A 17691-nucleotide genomic window follows, 5' to 3' on the forward strand; every position below is an offset into this window, starting at 1 on the left:
TGGATCTAATGGTATAGTGTTCATTGTTTTCCTTTCGTTCTGGGATCAAGCCACCAGGAAATGATTTCAATCACTAAACTGATGATCACCACTGAAAGTGCACAGTACAGGGCTATGCCTTGAATAACCGGGAAATCCCGCTTGGAGATGGAGGTGAACAGCAGGCTGCCAATGCCCTTGATGCCATACACCTGCTCAACAACCAGTGTGCCCCCAATCAGATAAGATATATTGACTCCAAGCAGCATCAGTGTGGGAAGCGCCGAGTTGCGCAGCACATGCTTAAACAAAATAACCCTGTTCGGAATTCTTGCAGCCCTCAGGGTCACTACAAAATCGGACTCCAGCACTTCAAGCATTTGCGCTCTTAACGACCGGACAAGCGTCGGGATTTGTGAAAAAGCGACGGTTACCGCCGGAAGCGCAAGACTATGCAGGGTTCCGCTCCATCCTTCTCCTACACCGCCAACCGGAAACCAGCCCAGCCGGACACTGAAGAGCAGAATCAAAAGAAGGCCAACCCAAAAGATTGGCATTCCCAGAGTGATTGCAGGAAATATACGGATCAAATGATCGAGCAGCTTATCCTTATGCGTGGCTGCAAGCGTAGCAAGCAGCAGCGCTATGATGATTGCCAGCACACAAGCGAGCAGAATAAGCAGCAAAGTAATGGGGGCGCGCTGTGCAATTAGCTCTCTGGCCGAGGTCCCCGTAATGATGGAATTTCCGGTATCCCCTTGGGTAAAGAGAGTGTTCATAAACCGGAGGAATTGATCCCATAAAGGGAGGTCAAGCCCGAGAGCATGATGCATGCTCTCGAGCGCCTCAGGTGTGCTGTATTCTCCTAAAATCATTTTTGCGGGGTCTCCCGGAACAATGCGGATGATGAAAAAGACCGCCGTCATTACGCAAAGGATCACGGCCAATGCTCTTATAAGGGCTATCACGAGCCACTTGCGAGAAGCATTGCCTTCTGTCCGCTCCGTCGGCACCAGCTTGGATTTCATCATTTGCTGATGCTAACCGCTTCTAGGCGTACGCTGCCGTTCGGCAGAACTGTCAGGTCCTGAACGGAAGAACGGGCACCGATCAGGATATCAGGATAGTACAGCGGAATGTACGGTACTTCATCGGCCAGGGTCTGCAGCAGCTTGGAGTAGATCTCTGCACGGCCATCGCCGTCCGCTGTTTTTTGTCCTTCATATAGAAGCTTGGTTACTTCATCGTTAGTATAATGGGTCCAGTACGATTTGCTGAAGCCTTTAGGGTCTGTCTGGAAAGCAAGGATCGAGTTCGCTTCCGGAGAGTCTGCCTGGCCGCTGTTCAGCATTGCTGCAAAATCGTAAGCGAAAAACCGTTCCCGGAAGGCTGCTAGTTCAACCGATTCAATCTCAATCTTGATGCCAATCGTCTGGCCTGCCGCTTGAATGATCTGCGCCTCTTGCGCTCTGGTGCTGTTGCCGGAAGCTACGAGCAATTTCGTGCTGAACCCGTTAGGAAAAGCGGATTTGGCAAGCTCTGCTTTAGCTTCATCCACATTGAAATTCAACGGCTTGATCGTATCATTGCCGTTATAGGGAATCGTTGTCGGCAGCAAAGAATTTGCCGTCTGTGCGTAACCAAAGGTAAGCGCCTTGGTCAGCCCGTCACGATCCAATGCCAGAGCCAGAGCACGGCGGACATGGACATCCTTGAAATGCTCGTCCAGTGTATTGAAGAACAGCTGCTCGGTTACCCAGCTGCCATTCGTCAGTACTGCAGTGTCAGTACCATTTTTGATTTCATTGGCATTTTGCAGCGCCAGGGATTCAATCGCGTTCACTTCCCCAGCTTTTAACTGGTTGATGGCCTGGCTGTCATCTTCGATCAGCTTGTACACAAGCTTGTCGATATACGGCTTGCCTTCCTGCCAATAGTTCGGATTCTTGGTAAACGTCAGATCGCCTGCCGGGTCCCAGGACTCCACAACGAAAGGACCGGTACCTACAGGTTTTTTGAAAAATTCTGCTTCGGTCACTCCGCCGAAATTGTTCGGAAGAATGCCGTTGGAGAAGTTGGACAGCTCCGAGATAAACGGTGTGTATGGCTCTTTAAGCGTAATGACCAGCGTTTGCTTATCCTGCGCTTTGATGGTATCAACCTTGGCGGAAATCTCCAGCGGGCCGCCCACCTTCAGATGACGATTCAGTGAAAATACTGCATCTTCAGCCGTTACCTCCGTCCCGTTCGAAAATTTCAAACCGTCGCGGAGTACGAACGTATACGTCAAGCCGTCTTCACTGATGCTGTGCGACTTGGCAAGCCAGTCCACAATTTCGCCTTTGCTGTCAAAAGCAACCAGAGATTCAAACACTTTATCAATAGCAAACGCATTGTTCGACGTAATTTCATTATGAAGATCGAACGAGGTTACCGCAGCAGGCCGTCCATATACAAAAGTTCCTCCCGTTGCCGGTTCCGCCGCAGCGGCACTCTGAACCGGTGCCGGACTGGCACTTTCCTTAGCAGTATTCGCCGAATCAGCTTTGTTGCCCGACCCGGAGCATCCTGCAAGCAATACCAAAAACAGTACTGCCAATGTCCCTAACCCCACCGATTTTCTTAATGCCTTTTTAAAATTTGACACCTAGGACCCACTCCTTCATATAAATCATATATGTTTAGTATGGATTGAATTATGGATTACTCGACACTATCTGTCAAACAAAAAATCATCACTGGACTCTTCTTAGTTCTAATTATTCCAGTACAGGAAATGAATTCGCTTCAATTCTGTTTTCCCGCATACCGCTTCCCTCTTCTATTTTTTCCAGCAAGGAAGGTTCCCCCAAAAGCAGGGAAATTTCATGCAGCACCCCATGCTGATTATTGCTCACCGTATGATAATTGACGACAGCCTTGACTTCCGGCGAAGCGTTCTCCATCGCGTAACTGTATTTGCACAGCTTTAGCATTTCAATATCATTGCTGCTGTCTCCAAATGCTGCGCATTCATCCGGCCGCACACCATAGCGCTTCAGCAGGCGTTCAAGCCCCGAGGCCTTATGGCAGCCAGGGATGATCAGATCAATACATTGATGTCCGCTGGTCACCGGGTCAACCACTCCCTTCAGTTCTTCCATTAACAGAGGCAGATATTTATCAACTCCGCCGGCAGCCAAGTCAGGAGTAATTAGAGAAAATTTGAAAATCTGGTCGTTGACCTGTTCAAATGCGCTTACCTTCTCCAGCCTCGGATAATAATGGCACATGAGCTCATAGAATTCCTTGCTGGCGCTTTCGAGCACATACGCTCCATTCACACCGCACATGACTGCAGAAATTTCCTCATATTGACTCAGCTTCTCCACGATTAGCTTCACCTGCTCCGGTGTAATTTCACCGGTGAACAAGACTTCGGTCCCGTCGATGACATAGGCGCCATTCTCCGCAACATATGCGAGCTCATCCTGGATATCTTCAAAAATCGTTTTCAGCTTATAGTACTGGTTCCCGCTCGCCACCACAAAATGAACGCCTTTAGCCTTCATTACGGCGTATAGCTGTTCGAACCATTTTTGATGATAGTTCTTTTTATCATCTAAAAATGTACCGTCCATATCAACCGCGATTAACTTGATGTTCATAATATGTTCTCCCCATCTCTATTTATAGTGTCTCCTTTACTGTAAATGATGAAATGCATTTCATGTCAAGCGGGCCAGTTTCCATAACAAAAAAGCGAGCCGCCCAACATCAGTGAGCCTCCCGCCTGTTGTCACTGTGCTACAGATTCGAATTCACCTTGTGCAATAATTTCATGAGCGTTTCCGCTTCCTCTGCCGTAAGGCTATCGGTGATGCTTTTTTCCACTTCTGCAAAAATCTCATTGAACTCTTCCACGAGAACCTCTGCTTTGTCCAACAGGTATATTTTTTTCTGCCGCTCGTTTTCTTTCGGAATCACGCGTTTGATATACCCTTTTTTCTCCAGACCCTGAAGCATGCTGGTGATGCTGGCTTCCTTGCGGTTGAAATGCTCCGCCAGATCCTTTTGAATCAGGCCCTTGTCCTCATGCTCTGCAATGTAGCCGATCATTTGTCCCTGCTGTGCATTAAGGCCCAGCTCGGCTAATCTGTCATCAGCGTCTTTTTTCTTTTTTAGCCCGATTTCCCGGATCAGATCAGAAAAAGGCGTATTCGGCATTCGTTTGCTCATGCAGCTGCTCCTTTACTGAAAAAAATTAGATATCTAATTCTATGGAAATCTTACACTTCACCAATCTAACAGTCAATTTCAATTTACTAATGATTCCATAAATATTATTTTTTTTGATATATTTTTTCATTTCTTATGATTTTAATCACAGTTGATATGAAACTCTGTAAATATAATGTAAATACTATAATTACATTTTTTACTATATCTACAAATTTCTTATTGGCAGATTAAGAATGTAGTTATTAGTTTCACGAAAAACGAAAGGGGTTGTGTCCGCTCTTCTTTACATCCCAGATCGCAGCTTGAGTAGAGGCCAGATAAAAAATGAATGCAGGAACTCGGCATTGATTAAAACCAACTTTTTAGATCGGAGGAGTATTTATTATGAAAAAAAGTTTAGCTTCCCTTCTTTCTGGCATTGTAGCGTTAGGTTCATTTGCATCCGTTGGTATCGCAGCCGAGAGCACTGAACGCAGTCAACCCGCTGAGCTATTCACTGGTTCTACCCCTATATCAATTACGGGCCAGTCGTTGAAAACTCCAGCGGGTGATGGTTCAGAGGAACAGGTATATAAATACCTGGAAAGTGTCAAAGGCAACCTGCATCTGTCCTCCAAGGATAACATCCGTGGAAAATTTCAAATTAAGGAGCAGCAGACAAACAGCAAAACAGGCAGCCAGCACTATCGGTTAAGCCAATATATTAACGGAATCCCGGTGTATGGAGCGGATCAGACACTTCATATCGACAAAAGCGGCAACGTTACTTCACTGCTCGGAACTGTAGTTGAGGATGTATATCAGACCATTCCGCAGCCGCTTGTTCAGCTCAAAACCATATCCGACACCGAGGCTATCTCCGCTGCCGTAACTGATGCTACCCAGCAGTATGGTCCTCTTGGCGAAGCGCAAATTGCGCCTGAAGCGGATTTGTATTATTTTATCGTGGGTGGTGAACCGAAACTGGCTTACAAGACAGAAGTTAATGTGCTCGAACCCGAGCCGCTGCGGATCCGGTACTTCATCTCTGCAGAAGACGGAACCGTGCTGTTCAAATACAATATTCTGGAAGATCTGACCGGTACGGGCACAGGGGTCAATGGCGATACTAAAACTTTCGAGACGCGGCTCTCCGGCTCAACCTATCAGCTGTATGACAACACGCGGGGCAAAGGCATCGTTACCTACACGGCCAAGAACCGTACCACTCTTCCGGGTACATTGCTGACCAGTTCTACAAATGTATGGTCGGATAGAGCCGGTGTCGATGCCCATACGTATGCGGAAAGAACCTACGATTATTATCTCCAGCATTTTGGGCGCAACAGCCTAGACAACAAGGGGCTGCAGATTCGATCCAGTGTCCATTATTATACTTCCTATAACAACGCATTTTGGAATGGTTCGCAGATCGTCTTTGGGGATGGGGACGGTACTACATTTACTCTTTTATCCGGGGACTTGGATGTTGTGGGACATGAGCTTACACATGGCGTGACCGAGAACACAGCCAATCTTGAATACTACGGCGAACCGGGAGCTCTGAATGAATCCTTCTCCGACATCATCGGAAACTCCATCGAAGGGGAAAACTGGCTGGTAGGTGATAAGGTCTATACACCGGGTATACCAGGTGACGCACTGCGTTCACTGGCCAATCCAACGCTCTACGGACAGCCTGACAAATACAGCGACCGGTATACCGGAAGCAGTGATAACGGCGGTGTGCATACGAACAGCGGCATCAATAACAAGGCCTTTTATCTGGTTGCCCAGGGTGGTACGTTCAACGGAGTGACAGTAGCGGGAATTGGCCGCGAGGACGCTGTTCAAATCTATTACAATGCACTGGTCTATTATCTTACCACCTCTTCTGACTTCTCCGCTGCCCGCGCAGCAGTCATCCAATCTGCCACTGAGCTGTTTGGAGCAGGCTCGGCTCAGGTTACGGCTGTGACTCAAGCGTATAATGCGGTTGGGGTGTATTAATCGCTAAAAGAACAGGCCAAATGATCAGAAATGATCACTGGCCTGTTTTGTTTTTTTATATGCTAAAGCTTTTCCGGCAGGAAGCAGACCTTGTGAATACGATGTTATGTTTATAGTCCAATGAATGGTGCCGATCAATGATCAAAATGCCATGTCCACCGATCCGTCCGCATAGATATCAACCCGCTGGGTGCAGAGCAGCATACCCCTCCCGTTGGCGGTGCCCTTTTCTATCAAATCTTTTTGCCGGTGCTCCCAGATCTCCCTGTCATGAATAATATCATAGAGATAGTGTTTCTCAGAATTGGCAGCATCCATTTCTTCAACGAAGATGAAATCGTCTGCAAACAGACTGCGGAACCAGGCAGCGGCCTCTTCGTGGGAGGTAAACACAGGCAGGTCATCCGCAAAACGCTGCTGTAAATATCTCTGTTTCAGCCGGCCAATCCTAATATAGTACTCTTCAAGCGTCTGTGGCGTAATCATATTCAAGCCCCCTCTGGTTCATTCAAAACTTTTGAACAAAGTATCACGTTCGCAACCGGAGGGATATGACATTCTTCATTATAGCTCTATTGGTAGGCTTCACGGGCGGTGTGCAGGATCAATAGCAGATATTCATCACCCCTATTGTCCAAAGCAAAGCAAAAGCACCTCCTAGAATTTCAAGTTAAATATCTTTTTTAACAAAAATCCGTAACGAAATGAGATAAGAGCAGTAGAGCAAGAATAGGTAGGCCACACCGCCGATAGCCCACAATACGAAGTTGTCTGTGTTTTCCGTGTTTATCCAGCCAAGCAGTCCGGGTAATTTGAGGGTTACACTGGACAATGCAGTGAAGCCGACCATGACCAGCAGCATGAAGATCATATTTACAATTTGTATTCCTTTTTGCCCCAGCCAGAAGTATAGTGGTAAATAAAATGCAGCAAGAAGCGGGAAACATGCGGTCAAAAGCAATAAATTTCTCCAGGCAATCGGTTCAATAGCTCTCCCTGTTGCAACCCCGGCCAGATAAATAAGCACCGTACAGATCAGACTGATTGCAGCATACGGCAGCAGACTCAAGTATTTGGCCAACACGAGCTGATGACGGGGCAATGGAAGACTGACAAGGAACCGCTGGTTATTATGCTGCACATCCAGGGAGCAGGCATTCATCAGCATCAGCATGGAGGGGAACAGTGCAGAGACTACATAAGAATCCAGATTCGAATAGCCTATAGCCATATAAAAGAGCAGCAGCAGCAACAGATATTTGCGCGTCAGGATAAAATCCTTGCGGATCAGATAGAACGAGCTAGACATGAGCTTCACTTCCTTTTACGGTAAAATACATGATCTCCTCCAGCGTTGGAGTCTCGCAAATGGCAGTATCCTTGAAGTAGCGCTCCCCTTCCACCCTGTTGCCGATCAGCCCTTCAAAACCTACTCCGCTCTCGCGGAGGCCGATGAACCAGCGCCGGACATCCCGGTCAAGCAGTTCCTTCCCGCCTTTAACCAGCAGGTACTTCTCTGTGAGCGTCTCCCTCATTTCGTTAAAGACAAGGCGTCCCTCATTAATAAAAACAATATAATCTGCAATCCGGTCCAGATCCGCAGTGTTATGTGTGGAGAACACAATCGACTTCTTCTCATCCTGGATATGCTCACTGAGCAGTTCCAGCAGCTCCCTGCGGAAAATCGGGTCCAGCCCTGAAGTGGGCTCATCCATAATCAGCAGATCCGCTCCATGCGACAGGGCAACCGCAATCGAGAACTTGATTTTCATCCCTTTAGACAGATCCTTGATCTTCTTGCCCGGCGGAAGCTTGAATTTCTCCTGGTACTTCAGGTATGTATTCTCATCCCAGCGTGTATAAAATGGGACGATGACCCGTTTCATGTCTTTGACTGTGAGGTGCTCGTAATAGATATTTTCATCGGACACATAGCCAATCCGATCCTTGTTCGCTGCCTGATGCTGCAGATGGTTTTGCCCGAACAGCTGGATTTCACCCTGGTCCGGATAGACCATGCCCATAATCATTTTGATCAGGCTTGTTTTGCCCGCCCCATTCGGGCCGATCAGCCCCGTAATATAACCCTCCTTAATACCAAGCGAAATATCGCGCAGTTCAAAACGGTCATAGCTTTTGCTTAAGCCCTGCAGCTTAATGACGTCGCTCATTCTTTTTCCTCCTCATAGAGCAGTTTAAGCATTTCCGCAAGCTCGGTATATTCCATTCCCAAAAGCCTGCTCTCGTCGATAATCTCCTTCAGCTTCCCCTCCATAATCCGCAGCCGTTGTTCCCGGATGAATTCCTGATCTGCCCCGGATACGAACGATCCCTTGCCGACGATAGAGTTAATGAGCCCTTCCCGTTCCAGCTCTTCATATGCACGTTTGGTAGTGATGACGCTGATCTGCAGCTCTTTGGCAAGCTGGCGGATGGATGGCAACGGCGTCCCGGAGACCAGTTCACCTTGAAGAATCAGTTGGCGGACCTGTCCTGTAATCTGCGCATAGATCGGCTCGCCGGAAGTACTCGAGATCAAAATGTTCATGTTGCGGCATCAGCACCTTCTGTACTTACTGTATTTATTGTATATACTTAATATATACACTATTCATTTGCTTGTCAAGATTAAACCCATAACCCCACATACCAAAAAAGCCTGATTTCTCAGGCTTTCATCACTTCAAATCTATTGTCCAGTTCTATTTAAAATCCGGAAGCCATTGGCCATGGGCAGCGATCAATTCGTCGCACATGGCTACAATGTCATCCATCGACAGCTCGGCGGATGTATGCGGGTCCAGCATCGCCGCGTGATAGATATGCTCCTTCTTACCGGTTGTAGCCGCTTCAATGGTCAGCAGCTGCGTATTAATATTCGTGCGGTTCAGTGCAGCGCATTGCGGCGGCAGATCACCAACATAGGTAGGCGTGACTCCGCTGGCATCGACTAGACAAGGCACTTCTACACAGGCTTCCCGCGGGAGATTCGTGATCAGTCCGGTGTTCAGTACATTGCCGCCGATTTTGAAAGGCACATTGGTTTCGATGGCTTCCAGAATGTACGAAGCATACTCATGCGAGCGTTCATGATGCAGTGTTGTATCATGAACCAGCTCCTCGCGCATCTGCTTCCACTTGCTGATCTGCTCCACACACCGGCGCGGATATTCGTCCAGCGGAATTTGAAACCGTTCGATCAGTTCAGGATAGTTCCGTTTGATAAAATAAGGATGGTATTCCGCATTGTGCTCTGAAGATTCCGTAATGTAATATCCGAATTTCAGCATCATTTCGTACCGCACCATATCATGATGGTGTTCTTTTTGCTTCTCAGCGGCACGGCGCTTAATTTCCGGATACAGATCCTCTCCATCCTTCGTAACTTCCAGCAGCCAGGCCATGTGATTGATGCCGGCGATCTTCGCCTGCACACCTGTCTGGTCCATTCCTAGCGCTTCGAATAAGCCGGGAATACAGTGCTGCACGCTGTGGCACAACCCGACCGTCTGCACTCCGCCATAGGTGTTCATTACATTGGTCAGCACTGCCATCGGGTTGGTATAGTTCAAGAAAAGCGCATCCGGGCATACCTCGCGGATATCTGCGGCAAAATCAAGCATAACCGGTATCGTGCGCAGGTTGCGGAATATGCCGCCAATGCCGACTGTGTCCGCGATCGTCTGCCGAAGTCCGTATTTCTTAGGAATCTCAAAATCTGTAATCGTACACGGATCATAACCGCCTACCTGAATCGCATTGATCACGTACTTGGCGCCGCGCAGTGCTTCCTTCCGGTCCGTGTAGGCCTTCACAATACATGTGCTGCCCGTACTGGCCTTGATATTATTCAGCATCCTTCTGGAATCCTCAAGCCGCTCCAAATCTATGTCGAACAGAGCAGGCTCAAAGCCCTGCAATGCTGCTGTCCCCATGCAGTCACCCAGCACATTTTTAGCAAAAACCGTACTCCCCGCACCGATAAATGTAATTTTGTTCATTCCTGTTTCTCCTCCTCATTAGTTGCACTATTCATTAATAAATATAGATTCTAGCGTATACAATGAATATGGAGAAAGACAAGAGAAGCATGGATAATTGTTGCATTTTTGATTTTCCTGTTGTAGCCTGACAATAGTGCGTCACAAGCTAATAATAAGGTGGGCTGTCCATGACTCCTGAACATTATGACTTTAAAGCCGGATTCAATCTGCTGCCGGAGGAGCAGGACCTTGCCGTTCTGTTCAGCGGCGAAGGCAAACCTTATCCCGGCCATAAAATCGGCCCCTCCGTGCATGATTATTATCTGATCCATACCGTTTTGGATGGCGGGGGCAGCTTTCAGAGCAGCACGGTCACGCAGCAGTGCCGGAAGGGCGATACCTTTGTGATCTTCCCCGGTTCGCTTTTCAGCTATCAGGCGGATGAGCATAACCCCTGGCATTATGTTTGGGTGGCGCTCCAAGGCACAGCTGTATCCGGACTTCTCTCCGATATCGGCATTACGCGGGAGCGGCCGCTGTTGTACACAGAGAATACATCCGAGCTGCACAGCTTGTACGAACGAATCCGTATATGCTTCAAGCAGTCTGCATATCCCCGCCTGGAAAGTCTGGAGGCCTCGGGCTGGACAAGGCTCCTGCTCCACCATTTCGGTCAGGACAACCTTGCCCTCCTGCCCGCCAGGCCAAAGGAACTGCCGGAAATCATCGACCGCCAGATTGACCAGGCTATCCGCTGGATCTCGCTGCAGTTCCATCAGCAGATCAGCATTGATCATATGGCGGCTACGCTCGGTTACCATCGGGCGCATCTTTCCAAAGCTTTTAAACAGAAGACAGGTCTGTCCCCTAAGCAGTATCTGCTGAAAATGCGGCTGGACAAAGCTAAAAGCCTGCTCTCCGGCACGCTCACAATTGATCAGGTGGCTTCATCCGTCGGCTTCAACGATGCCTTGTATTTCTCCAGGCAGTTCCGCAAATTCAGCGGCATGTCGCCCAGTGAATACCGCGCGATGCTGCGGCAGGAATAGACTGGGCTAGCCTGTTTATACCGTGCGTTCTTTCTTCCGCCGCACCAGCCATAGAATGATCAGGATAACGACAGCTCCGCAAATGGCATAGCTTACCGGGCGCATGTATTTTTCAACGATTGTCCAATTGTCTCCCAGCCGGTATCCCAGATAGACCAGCGCGATATTCCAGGGCAGAGAGCCAAGTGCGGTAAAAAAGATAAATTTCCCGGTCTTCATCCCGGCGATTCCTGCGGGCAAAGAGATGAAGGTGCGAATAAAGGGCAGCATTCGGGTGAAGAATACCGTGCTCTCCCCGTAGCGGTCGAACCAGCGCTGGGACTGCTCCAGGTGACGGGAGTTAAAAAGAATATATTTCCCGTACTTCTCCAGCAATTTTCTGCCGCCATGCATCCCTACATAGAAAGCTGCAATCGAACCCATCAGATTCCCCAGCACTCCAGCAGCCACCACCTCTGGAAAGGATAACGTTCCTCTGGCAATCAGCAGCCCCCCGCTGAGCATGATGACCTCGCTGGGAATGGGAATACAGGCGCTCTCCAGCACCATCCCGATCCAGATCCCCCAGATTCCCAGCGAACTAACAAGATTTAGAGCAGCATCAGTTATAGCGTTCAATAATTGGTGCATGCTATCCCTCCTTATCCTACCTTATTGCTCATCTCCCACTTCAGAACCATCAATTGGGCTTAAGCCTCTGTACAATGGGAAAAGTGAGTGTTACCGCCGTTCCTTGCCCGGGCTTGCTGGCTATTGCAATGCTGCCGCCGTATTTTGCAACCAGGCGCTCAGCGATAGCCAGCCCCAGGCCGCTCCCCCCTTGTTCCCGGCTTCTGGACTTGTCCACACGATAGAAGCGTTGGAATACCAAAGGCAAATCCTTCTCAGGCACCCCAATTCCGCTGTCTTCAACACGGATCTGAACCTGTGACCGCACCACCATTCCATTCAATCGGATAGCCCTCAGCGATCCGGAATATTTTACAGCGTTGTCCAGAAGGATCAGCAGAATTTGCTCCAGATGATTCGGTAAAATGTGAATAACTACTCCATCCAGCTTATTCAAATTCTGTGTGAACTCGAAATCGGGATGCAGCAGGGCAAAATTCCGCAGGGTGTATTGAAGAGTGTCCTGAACTTCACATGGAAAGTCATGCGGATCCCTGCTCTTCTCTTCAGCCCGGGTAAGCTCCAGCAATTCATTGACAATTGCTTTCAGCCTGCCTAATTCCTGTAGCGATACTTTCAGCGACTCTTCAAGAATCTCCGGATCATGTTTGCCCCAGCGGCTAAGCAGTGAAATATGACCCTCGATAATGGAAATCGGTGTCCGCAATTCATGGGAGGCATCCTGGGCGAACTGTTTCTGGTTGTAAAAAGAGGTTTCGAGCTGCTCCATCAGATCATTAAACACTCTCGCCAGCTGTGCCAGCTCATCATTATTGCTGCCCGGGACGCCCACCCTTTCCTGCAGGCCGTTCTGCTTAATCCTCATCATGGTGTCGCTTAACGATTGTATCGGCCGCAGCAGCAGCCTGGACAGAAAGACGCCGCCGGCTGCGCTAATGACAATGGCCCCAAGCCAGCCGGCAATCATAACACCCAACAGCATATCGCTTAGTTGATCAGAGCTTTCCAGGTTGTTCACAATCTCAATCGTGCCGGTGAAGCTGGCTGTCCGCAGCGGACTTCGGATCAGCAACAGATGTTCTTCCTCGTGCCAGACACTGGTTGTATCGGTTTTAACAGCTGTCTGTGGCTGGACCCAATCCTCCGGCAGCTGATCTGATACCGTTAATATCGGGGTTCCATTAGCATTCAGTATACGGATCATCTGATGGCTCACATTGATGCTTTCAATAAAAGAGCGGCTGCCCGCAATCTTTCTATCCGTTCCGCTCTCTGCCCTGAAATACTCTTGGATTTCCTCCACATTCTTATGGACAGCCTTCTGCTCCTGATGGAACATCCAGTGGTTAATCACAAAATATTGCACCCCGTTATAACCGAGAAACAGCACGCACAGCAATACGGAGGACCAGATGGCCAGCTTCCAGCGGACCGACAGCCGTGATAGCAGCCCAGTAAGCCTGTTCATTTGCGGATCACGTATCCCAAGCCGCGCAGGGTCTGTACGATGCTCGGCTCTCCGGGCGTGTCGATTTTGCCCCTCAAATAGCTGATATACACGTCAACTACTTTCATATCCACCTCTGTTTCATAGCCCCATACCGACTCCATTAGCTTCTCACGGGTCATCACTCGTCCCATATTCTGCATCAGTACCAGCAGGATATCAAACTCGCGTTTGGTCAGTTCAAGCGCTTCTCCGCTTTTGGTAAGCGTCCGGCCCAGGGGATCCAACTGAAGATCCTGACATACCAGCAGTTGCCCCTGGCACAGTGAACCTGTTCTCCGCAAAAGCGATCTCATACGTGCAAGCAGTTCCTCTATCGCAAAGGGTTTGGCAATGTAATCATCCGCTCCGCTGTCCAGTCCGTTGATTTTATCAGACAATCCGTCCCGGGCTGTAATTATAATGACCGGAGTTTGCTTCTCCTGGCGAAGACGCCGGCATAGCTCTATTCCGTTCAGCCCAGGAAGCATCAGATCAAGCAAAATCAAATCCCAGGCTTCCTCCAGAGCAAGCCTCAGACCAGCTAGCCCGTCCTGCACCAGTGTTACCGAATAAGACACATGCTGCAGCTCCAGCTCAATGAAACGGGCCAGATTCTTTTCGTCCTCAATCAATAATATTCTGTTCATAAGCCAATCCCCTCCGGGTAATTCCATTCATTCCGTTCCCTTGCATACAGGTACAACTAAGTGTAACTCCCGATCCTTAAAGAATCATTAATTTATGGATGATGGCTAGAAAAAGCCTACTGAGAGTGGCGTTTTGTATTACACAACAAAGAAAGGATGATGATATAATGAATAATGAAACGGAGTTGATCTTTCATGGAGCTTCTTAACCCAAGAAATGATTTTCTATTTAAACGCATCTTTGGCAGTGAAGAGAACCGCGATGTTTTGCTTGCTTTTCTGAATCGTACTTTTGCTGAAGCCGGAAAGCCGCCGCTAAGTGAGATTATCCTGCTTAACCCCTACACCGAGAAAGACTCCCCCCGAGATAAACAGTCCATACTGGATATACGGGCCAGAACTACAGAGGGTGAGATCATCAATGTAGAAATGCAGTTGTTTAATAAATACGATACTGAAAAAAGGACGTTATTTTACTGGAGTAAGCAGTACTCTGGACAATTACAGGAAGGACAGGCTTACAGCAGACTAAAAAGATGCGTAACCATCAACATTTTGAATTATGCTTTTCTGCCAAACGATCTGTATCATAGTGTTTTTCATTTAAGGGAAGACCGGACTGGAATAGAGCTGATTGATGACATTGAGGTTCACTTTCTGGAGCTTCCAAAGCTGGATGAGCAAGCCGTTTCCATCGAAGAAGGCGGGTTAGTGAATTGGCTGCTGTTCCTAAAGGGAGCTGATCAATCTAAGTGGGAGGTGCTGACAATGAATGAACCTGTATTAAAGAAGGCAATGAATACGTTAGAATTTCTAAGTCAGAATTTGGAAGCACGCAGACAGTATGAAGACCGACAGAAGTATCTGCATGACGAAGCGTCCATGTATGAAGCAGCTGAGACAGCAGCAAGACGTGGGCGTGCTGAGGGTGAAGCCCAGGGAATGGCTAAGGGAATGGCTAAGGGAATGGCTAAGGGAATGGCTGAAGGAAAGGCTGAGGGAGAAGCTGAAGCAAAAAAAGAAGTAGCCAGAAAACTGCTTGCTCTCAATGTCGATCTATCTGTAATCGCAGAAGCTTCAGGTTTATCAGAGGATGAGATAAAGGCATTAAAACCATTGCAGTGAAAAAAATAAAAATAGAGCCAACCCATAGCGGTCGGCTCTTCTTCACTAGGTCAACCCATCCAGGGACCTATCTCACTAAGATCAACAAAACGCATACAAAAAGGAGCATCGGGGGAAATGCTCCTTTTTGCCTTGCAACTTCAGTCGGTTGAGGTGATCCTTGGGCTCAAATTGAAGCCCAAACTTATATCTATAATTTACCATCAAACTCACATAAATACAAGTAATTCCTATCCATGGAATGAAAATGGTTAACTGGTGCATTTTCAGTATGGGATGCTGGATTATTCAAATAATATATCCAGCCTTCCTCAGAATAGAATGCACTACCTCTGTTTTCCCCTCGCAGTAAGCATCGATGTCATAGCGGAACTGATCGGCCAGCTTCAGCTTGACTTCCTCATATTCCCTGGCTGCTGCCGGGTTGAGCCTCATATAGTCCCGCAATGCGATATGCTCCAGATACCCTTTGCCATCCTTGGGGCATACATACAGATGATATTTCATGAAGCCGTCTTCCTGTTCACGCCGGAAAGCTTCCCTGCCCTCAATTCCAAGATCGCCCTGATGAACATATCCATATTGGCTTAACCTTTGAACAATCTCCGGGAAAACCTCGTAGCTCTCCATTACCAAGTCAATATCGATGATGGGTTTCGCCGACAATCCCTCGACGGAGGTGCTGCCGACATGTTCAGCAGCGATGATTAAATCTCCGGTGATTTCCAGTAAAAAGTCGCGCAGCCTGATGAATTCCTTTTTCCATGCAGGATCATATGGAACCACCTCGACAATTTTAGTTTTTTCAGCGATGTTCTTCACCCTCCTTGCGTTTATTTCTCAAATCGCCCAGGTTGTATTCGTAAATATATTATAGCAGCATCATTCACATGGATAATACCGCAAAGCCCCCTGTTCAAGATGGACTGGAAGCTTAGGATAAAATACAAAACACCGTCTCATACTAAGTTTCAGAGATGGAGGTGAACGTCATGCCCAAAAACAGTGCAGATTCCAAGTACGACCGCGCCAATAACCGTGCGGATAAGAAAAACAATCAGCAGAATCACGATCATCTCACCGAGGAGCCTCAAATGGTGACCAACAATAAAGCCGCTGACTATGTGCCAAGCTTAAACGGAGTTACTAAAAATGAAACGTAGTTAACAATAAGCTGCACTTTCGTCCGGCAATGACGCAGGTGCAGTTTTTTTCATAGATGCGCGGGTTAGATCATATTCGACAATATTATTGAGGTCATAAGCAGGATTTTGTAGTAAAATTGAAGAAATATCCGTTTCTGGATCCTCTAACAGGAGGTGAATACGAATGATCCAGTACGATATCATTATGGAGAAACTGCGCAGGAATCCGCTGAAAAATATCACCCTGCTCAAAATGCTGACTGCATATCACCAAGTAATGGACAGCTATCTTATCCAGCAGAAGGACAATTGGGGTATTCTGCTGCTGCTGCCGGCCGATGCTTTTGGATATGATCTTAGAACTTATCCTGATGCTGATACAATTGTGCTCATGGACTACAACAGTCTGGAGGTTCTTCCGGCTCTGATTGAACGGCTGCCGAAGAATACACGTCTGGTCTTCAAACTTCAGGAAGAGCCAAGCATTCTCGGCCTATCGGAGCTTTATCCTCTGCATAAAGTCCGCCGTTTTTATTCCTATAGTGCTAAACCCGGGATGATCTTTACCAGTGATGGGGATACAGTGCTAAGTGAACAGTTGGACGAAAGACTGCTTCCGCTATGGGCAGCGAATGGCTATTCCCGGGAGGAAATCATGCATTATTTTGAGGCGGGTGCTTTTTCCGTGTCTCTGTTTGAAGGCAATATTCCGCTGAGTACCTGCTTCGTTTTCCGCAATGAAGAACAAATATGGGAAATTGGAGGTGTGCACACGGCGGAGGAAGGCAGAAGACAAGGATTGGCGCAGCGCGTGGTCCGCACAGCTTTATTTCATACTCTGCAAAGGGGCTATGTTCCCAGATACCAGGTACAGGACACCAATGTCCCTTCCATTCGCCTGGCGGAGTCCCTGGGACTGCAGCTTGCGGTAAAGCTTACCCACTGGATTAACTACATAGAACAGCCGATATAAAGTAAAGACAAAATAAGCATCTCCGGTTGGAAAATATTATATAATACACTGGAGCATGGGTTCACACAAATTTTTTAAAAGGAGCTATTACATGAGTTATCAACCGCCGCCATTTGGAAATCAGGAGTATTACACACCGCCACCCCCGCCCGCCAAGACGAACGGCAAGTCGATTGCCGCGCTGGTGCTCGGGATTTTGTCGGTAGTCACCCCTTATATCGGCCTATTATTCGGAATTATTGCCATTATCCTCTCCGCGATTTCTCTCAAGGAGATCCGCACCCGTTACGAGCAAGGCAAAGGCATGGCTATCGCCGGTCTGGTCTGCGGGATTGTAGGCACCATTATCTATGCGGTTATTATTGCGCTCATCATCGTTGCTGTTATTTTCTTGAACGACTACGACGGTGGCTTCAATACCTTCAACAGCTTCAACAACATCTAGTAATTCTTATCTTTAC

The 17691-nt window shown here is 48.0% G+C and carries 19 protein-coding genes; 6 read left to right on the forward strand and 13 right to left on the reverse strand.

The window, feature by feature from the left end:
* Positions 1-20: 20 nt before the first annotated feature.
* The 4 genes from PRIO_RS17990 to PRIO_RS18005 all read right to left on the reverse strand — a co-directional run bounded on the left by PRIO_RS17990 (position 21) and on the right by PRIO_RS18005 (position 4197).
* On the reverse strand, positions 21-1010 hold the full coding sequence (locus tag PRIO_RS17990; RefSeq protein ID WP_020431005.1) for an ABC transporter permease: 990 nt from the start codon (positions 1008-1010) through the stop codon (positions 21-23).
* Complete coding sequence (locus tag PRIO_RS17995) at positions 1007-2626, reverse strand: ABC transporter substrate-binding protein (RefSeq protein WP_020431007.1); 1620 nt, start codon at positions 2624-2626, stop codon at positions 1007-1009. Before PRIO_RS17995 ends, PRIO_RS17990 begins: the two co-directional genes overlap by 4 nt.
* 112 nt (positions 2627-2738) lie before the next feature.
* Positions 2739-3626, reverse strand: coding sequence for a Cof-type HAD-IIB family hydrolase (locus PRIO_RS18000; protein WP_020431008.1), 888 nt, complete (start codon positions 3624-3626; stop codon positions 2739-2741).
* Between the two features lie 139 nt (positions 3627-3765).
* Entirely contained in the window at positions 3766-4197 is a 432-nt protein-coding gene (locus tag PRIO_RS18005) for a MarR family winged helix-turn-helix transcriptional regulator (protein ID WP_020431009.1), read from the reverse strand.
* A gap of 387 nt (positions 4198-4584) precedes the next feature.
* Between PRIO_RS18005 and PRIO_RS18010 the strand changes: the two genes are divergently transcribed.
* The gene (locus tag PRIO_RS18010) at positions 4585-6189 is read left to right on the forward strand and encodes a M4 family metallopeptidase (RefSeq protein ID WP_020431012.1); all 1605 of its coding nucleotides are present in this window, start codon (positions 4585-4587) and stop codon (positions 6187-6189) included.
* 141 nt (positions 6190-6330) lie between these two features.
* Here the strand turns inward: PRIO_RS18010 and PRIO_RS18015 are convergent, their stop codons facing one another.
* The 5 genes from PRIO_RS18015 to melA form a co-directional block, all read right to left on the reverse strand.
* Complete coding sequence (locus PRIO_RS18015) at positions 6331-6675, reverse strand: hypothetical protein (RefSeq protein ID WP_020431013.1); 345 nt, start codon at positions 6673-6675, stop codon at positions 6331-6333.
* 184 nt (positions 6676-6859) lie between these two features.
* The gene (locus PRIO_RS18020) at positions 6860-7498 is read right to left on the reverse strand and encodes an ABC-2 transporter permease (protein WP_020431014.1); all 639 of its coding nucleotides are present in this window, start codon (positions 7496-7498) and stop codon (positions 6860-6862) included.
* A complete protein-coding gene (locus PRIO_RS18025; RefSeq protein ID WP_020431016.1) occupies positions 7491-8360 on the reverse strand; it encodes an ABC transporter ATP-binding protein in 870 nt (289 codons plus the stop codon). The genes PRIO_RS18020 and PRIO_RS18025 overlap by 8 nt, the downstream gene beginning before the upstream one ends.
* Complete coding sequence (locus tag PRIO_RS18030) at positions 8357-8737, reverse strand: GntR family transcriptional regulator (RefSeq protein ID WP_020431018.1); 381 nt, start codon at positions 8735-8737, stop codon at positions 8357-8359. The genes PRIO_RS18025 and PRIO_RS18030 overlap by 4 nt, the downstream gene beginning before the upstream one ends.
* Before the next feature lie 154 nt (positions 8738-8891).
* Positions 8892-10190 carry an alpha-glucosidase/alpha-galactosidase gene (melA, locus tag PRIO_RS18035; protein ID WP_020431020.1) on the reverse strand — a complete coding sequence of 433 codons (1299 nt, stop codon included), beginning with the start codon at positions 10188-10190 and terminating at the stop codon, positions 8892-8894.
* Between the two features lie 170 nt (positions 10191-10360).
* On the opposite strand from melA, the gene PRIO_RS18040 reads away from it, so the two are divergent.
* Positions 10361-11221: an AraC family transcriptional regulator gene (locus PRIO_RS18040; RefSeq protein ID WP_144412117.1), complete on the forward strand. Its 861-nt coding sequence runs from the start codon at positions 10361-10363 to the stop codon at positions 11219-11221.
* Positions 11222-11236: 15 nt separating this feature from the next.
* Here the strand turns inward: PRIO_RS18040 and PRIO_RS18045 are convergent, their stop codons facing one another.
* Genes PRIO_RS18045 through PRIO_RS18055 form a run of 3 tightly spaced genes read right to left on the reverse strand, consistent with a single transcriptional unit; the run spans position 11237 to position 13987 of the window.
* Positions 11237-11851, reverse strand: coding sequence for a DedA family protein (locus PRIO_RS18045; RefSeq protein WP_020431024.1), 615 nt, complete (start codon positions 11849-11851; stop codon positions 11237-11239).
* Positions 11852-11900: 49 nt separating this feature from the next.
* Entirely contained in the window at positions 11901-13319 is a 1419-nt protein-coding gene (locus PRIO_RS18050) for a HAMP domain-containing sensor histidine kinase (protein WP_020431025.1), read from the reverse strand.
* Complete coding sequence (locus tag PRIO_RS18055) at positions 13316-13987, reverse strand: response regulator transcription factor (protein WP_020431026.1); 672 nt, start codon at positions 13985-13987, stop codon at positions 13316-13318. The genes PRIO_RS18050 and PRIO_RS18055 overlap by 4 nt, the downstream gene beginning before the upstream one ends.
* 195 nt (positions 13988-14182) lie before the next feature.
* On the opposite strand from PRIO_RS18055, the gene PRIO_RS18060 reads away from it, so the two are divergent.
* Positions 14183-15112 carry an Rpn family recombination-promoting nuclease/putative transposase gene (locus PRIO_RS18060; RefSeq protein ID WP_046503950.1) on the forward strand — a complete coding sequence of 310 codons (930 nt, stop codon included), beginning with the start codon at positions 14183-14185 and terminating at the stop codon, positions 15110-15112.
* Between the two features lie 288 nt (positions 15113-15400).
* On the opposite strand, the gene PRIO_RS18065 is transcribed toward PRIO_RS18060, so the two are convergent.
* Complete coding sequence (locus PRIO_RS18065; protein WP_020431029.1) at positions 15401-15934, reverse strand: GrpB family protein; 534 nt, start codon at positions 15932-15934, stop codon at positions 15401-15403.
* Positions 15935-16104: 170 nt separating this feature from the next.
* Between PRIO_RS18065 and PRIO_RS36110 the strand changes: the two genes are divergently transcribed.
* From PRIO_RS36110 to PRIO_RS18075, 3 genes are all read left to right on the forward strand, one after another.
* On the forward strand, positions 16105-16275 hold the full coding sequence (locus tag PRIO_RS36110; RefSeq protein WP_020431030.1) for a hypothetical protein: 171 nt from the start codon (positions 16105-16107) through the stop codon (positions 16273-16275).
* A gap of 166 nt (positions 16276-16441) precedes the next feature.
* Positions 16442-17230 (forward strand): GNAT family N-acetyltransferase, encoded by a 789-nt coding sequence (locus PRIO_RS18070; protein WP_020431031.1) that lies wholly within the window; start codon positions 16442-16444, stop codon positions 17228-17230.
* Positions 17231-17321: 91 nt separating this feature from the next.
* The gene (locus PRIO_RS18075; protein WP_020431032.1) at positions 17322-17675 is read left to right on the forward strand and encodes a DUF4190 domain-containing protein; all 354 of its coding nucleotides are present in this window, start codon (positions 17322-17324) and stop codon (positions 17673-17675) included.
* Positions 17676-17691: the final 16 nt, after the last annotated feature.

Source organism: Paenibacillus riograndensis SBR5, assembly GCF_000981585.1.
Taxonomy (GTDB): Bacteria; Bacillota; Bacilli; order Paenibacillales; family Paenibacillaceae; genus Paenibacillus_AQ; species Paenibacillus_AQ riograndensis.

Bases quoted from the DNA above. Each gene is read 5' to 3' on its own strand.
- PRIO_RS17990 (WP_020431005.1), bottom strand. From the start codon at position 1,010: ATGATGAAATCCAAGCTGGTGCCGACGGAGCGGACAGAAGGCAATGCT.
- PRIO_RS18000 (WP_020431008.1), bottom strand. From the start codon at position 3,626: ATGAACATCAAGTTAATCGCGGTTGATATGGACGGTACATTTTTAGAT.
- PRIO_RS18005 (WP_020431009.1), bottom strand. From the start codon at position 4,197: ATGAGCAAACGAATGCCGAATACGCCTTTTTCTGATCTGATCCGGGAA.
- PRIO_RS18010 (WP_020431012.1), top strand. From the start codon at position 4,585: ATGAAAAAAAGTTTAGCTTCCCTTCTTTCTGGCATTGTAGCGTTAGGT.
- PRIO_RS18015 (WP_020431013.1), bottom strand. From the start codon at position 6,675: ATGATTACGCCACAGACGCTTGAAGAGTACTATATTAGGATTGGCCGG.
- PRIO_RS18020 (WP_020431014.1), bottom strand. From the start codon at position 7,498: ATGTCTAGCTCGTTCTATCTGATCCGCAAGGATTTTATCCTGACGCGC.
- PRIO_RS18025 (WP_020431016.1), bottom strand. From the start codon at position 8,360: ATGAGCGACGTCATTAAGCTGCAGGGCTTAAGCAAAAGCTATGACCGT.
- PRIO_RS18030 (WP_020431018.1), bottom strand. From the start codon at position 8,737: ATGAACATTTTGATCTCGAGTACTTCCGGCGAGCCGATCTATGCGCAG.
- melA (WP_020431020.1), bottom strand. From the start codon at position 10,190: ATGAACAAAATTACATTTATCGGTGCGGGGAGTACGGTTTTTGCTAAA.
- PRIO_RS18040 (WP_144412117.1), top strand. From the start codon at position 10,361: ATGACTCCTGAACATTATGACTTTAAAGCCGGATTCAATCTGCTGCCG.
- PRIO_RS18045 (WP_020431024.1), bottom strand. From the start codon at position 11,851: ATGCACCAATTATTGAACGCTATAACTGATGCTGCTCTAAATCTTGTT.
- PRIO_RS18050 (WP_020431025.1), bottom strand. From the start codon at position 13,319: ATGAACAGGCTTACTGGGCTGCTATCACGGCTGTCGGTCCGCTGGAAG.
- PRIO_RS18055 (WP_020431026.1), bottom strand. From the start codon at position 13,987: ATGAACAGAATATTATTGATTGAGGACGAAAAGAATCTGGCCCGTTTC.
- PRIO_RS18060 (WP_046503950.1), top strand. From the start codon at position 14,183: ATGGAGCTTCTTAACCCAAGAAATGATTTTCTATTTAAACGCATCTTT.
- PRIO_RS36110 (WP_020431030.1), top strand. From the start codon at position 16,105: ATGCCCAAAAACAGTGCAGATTCCAAGTACGACCGCGCCAATAACCGT.
- PRIO_RS18070 (WP_020431031.1), top strand. From the start codon at position 16,442: ATGATCCAGTACGATATCATTATGGAGAAACTGCGCAGGAATCCGCTG.
- PRIO_RS18075 (WP_020431032.1), top strand. From the start codon at position 17,322: ATGAGTTATCAACCGCCGCCATTTGGAAATCAGGAGTATTACACACCG.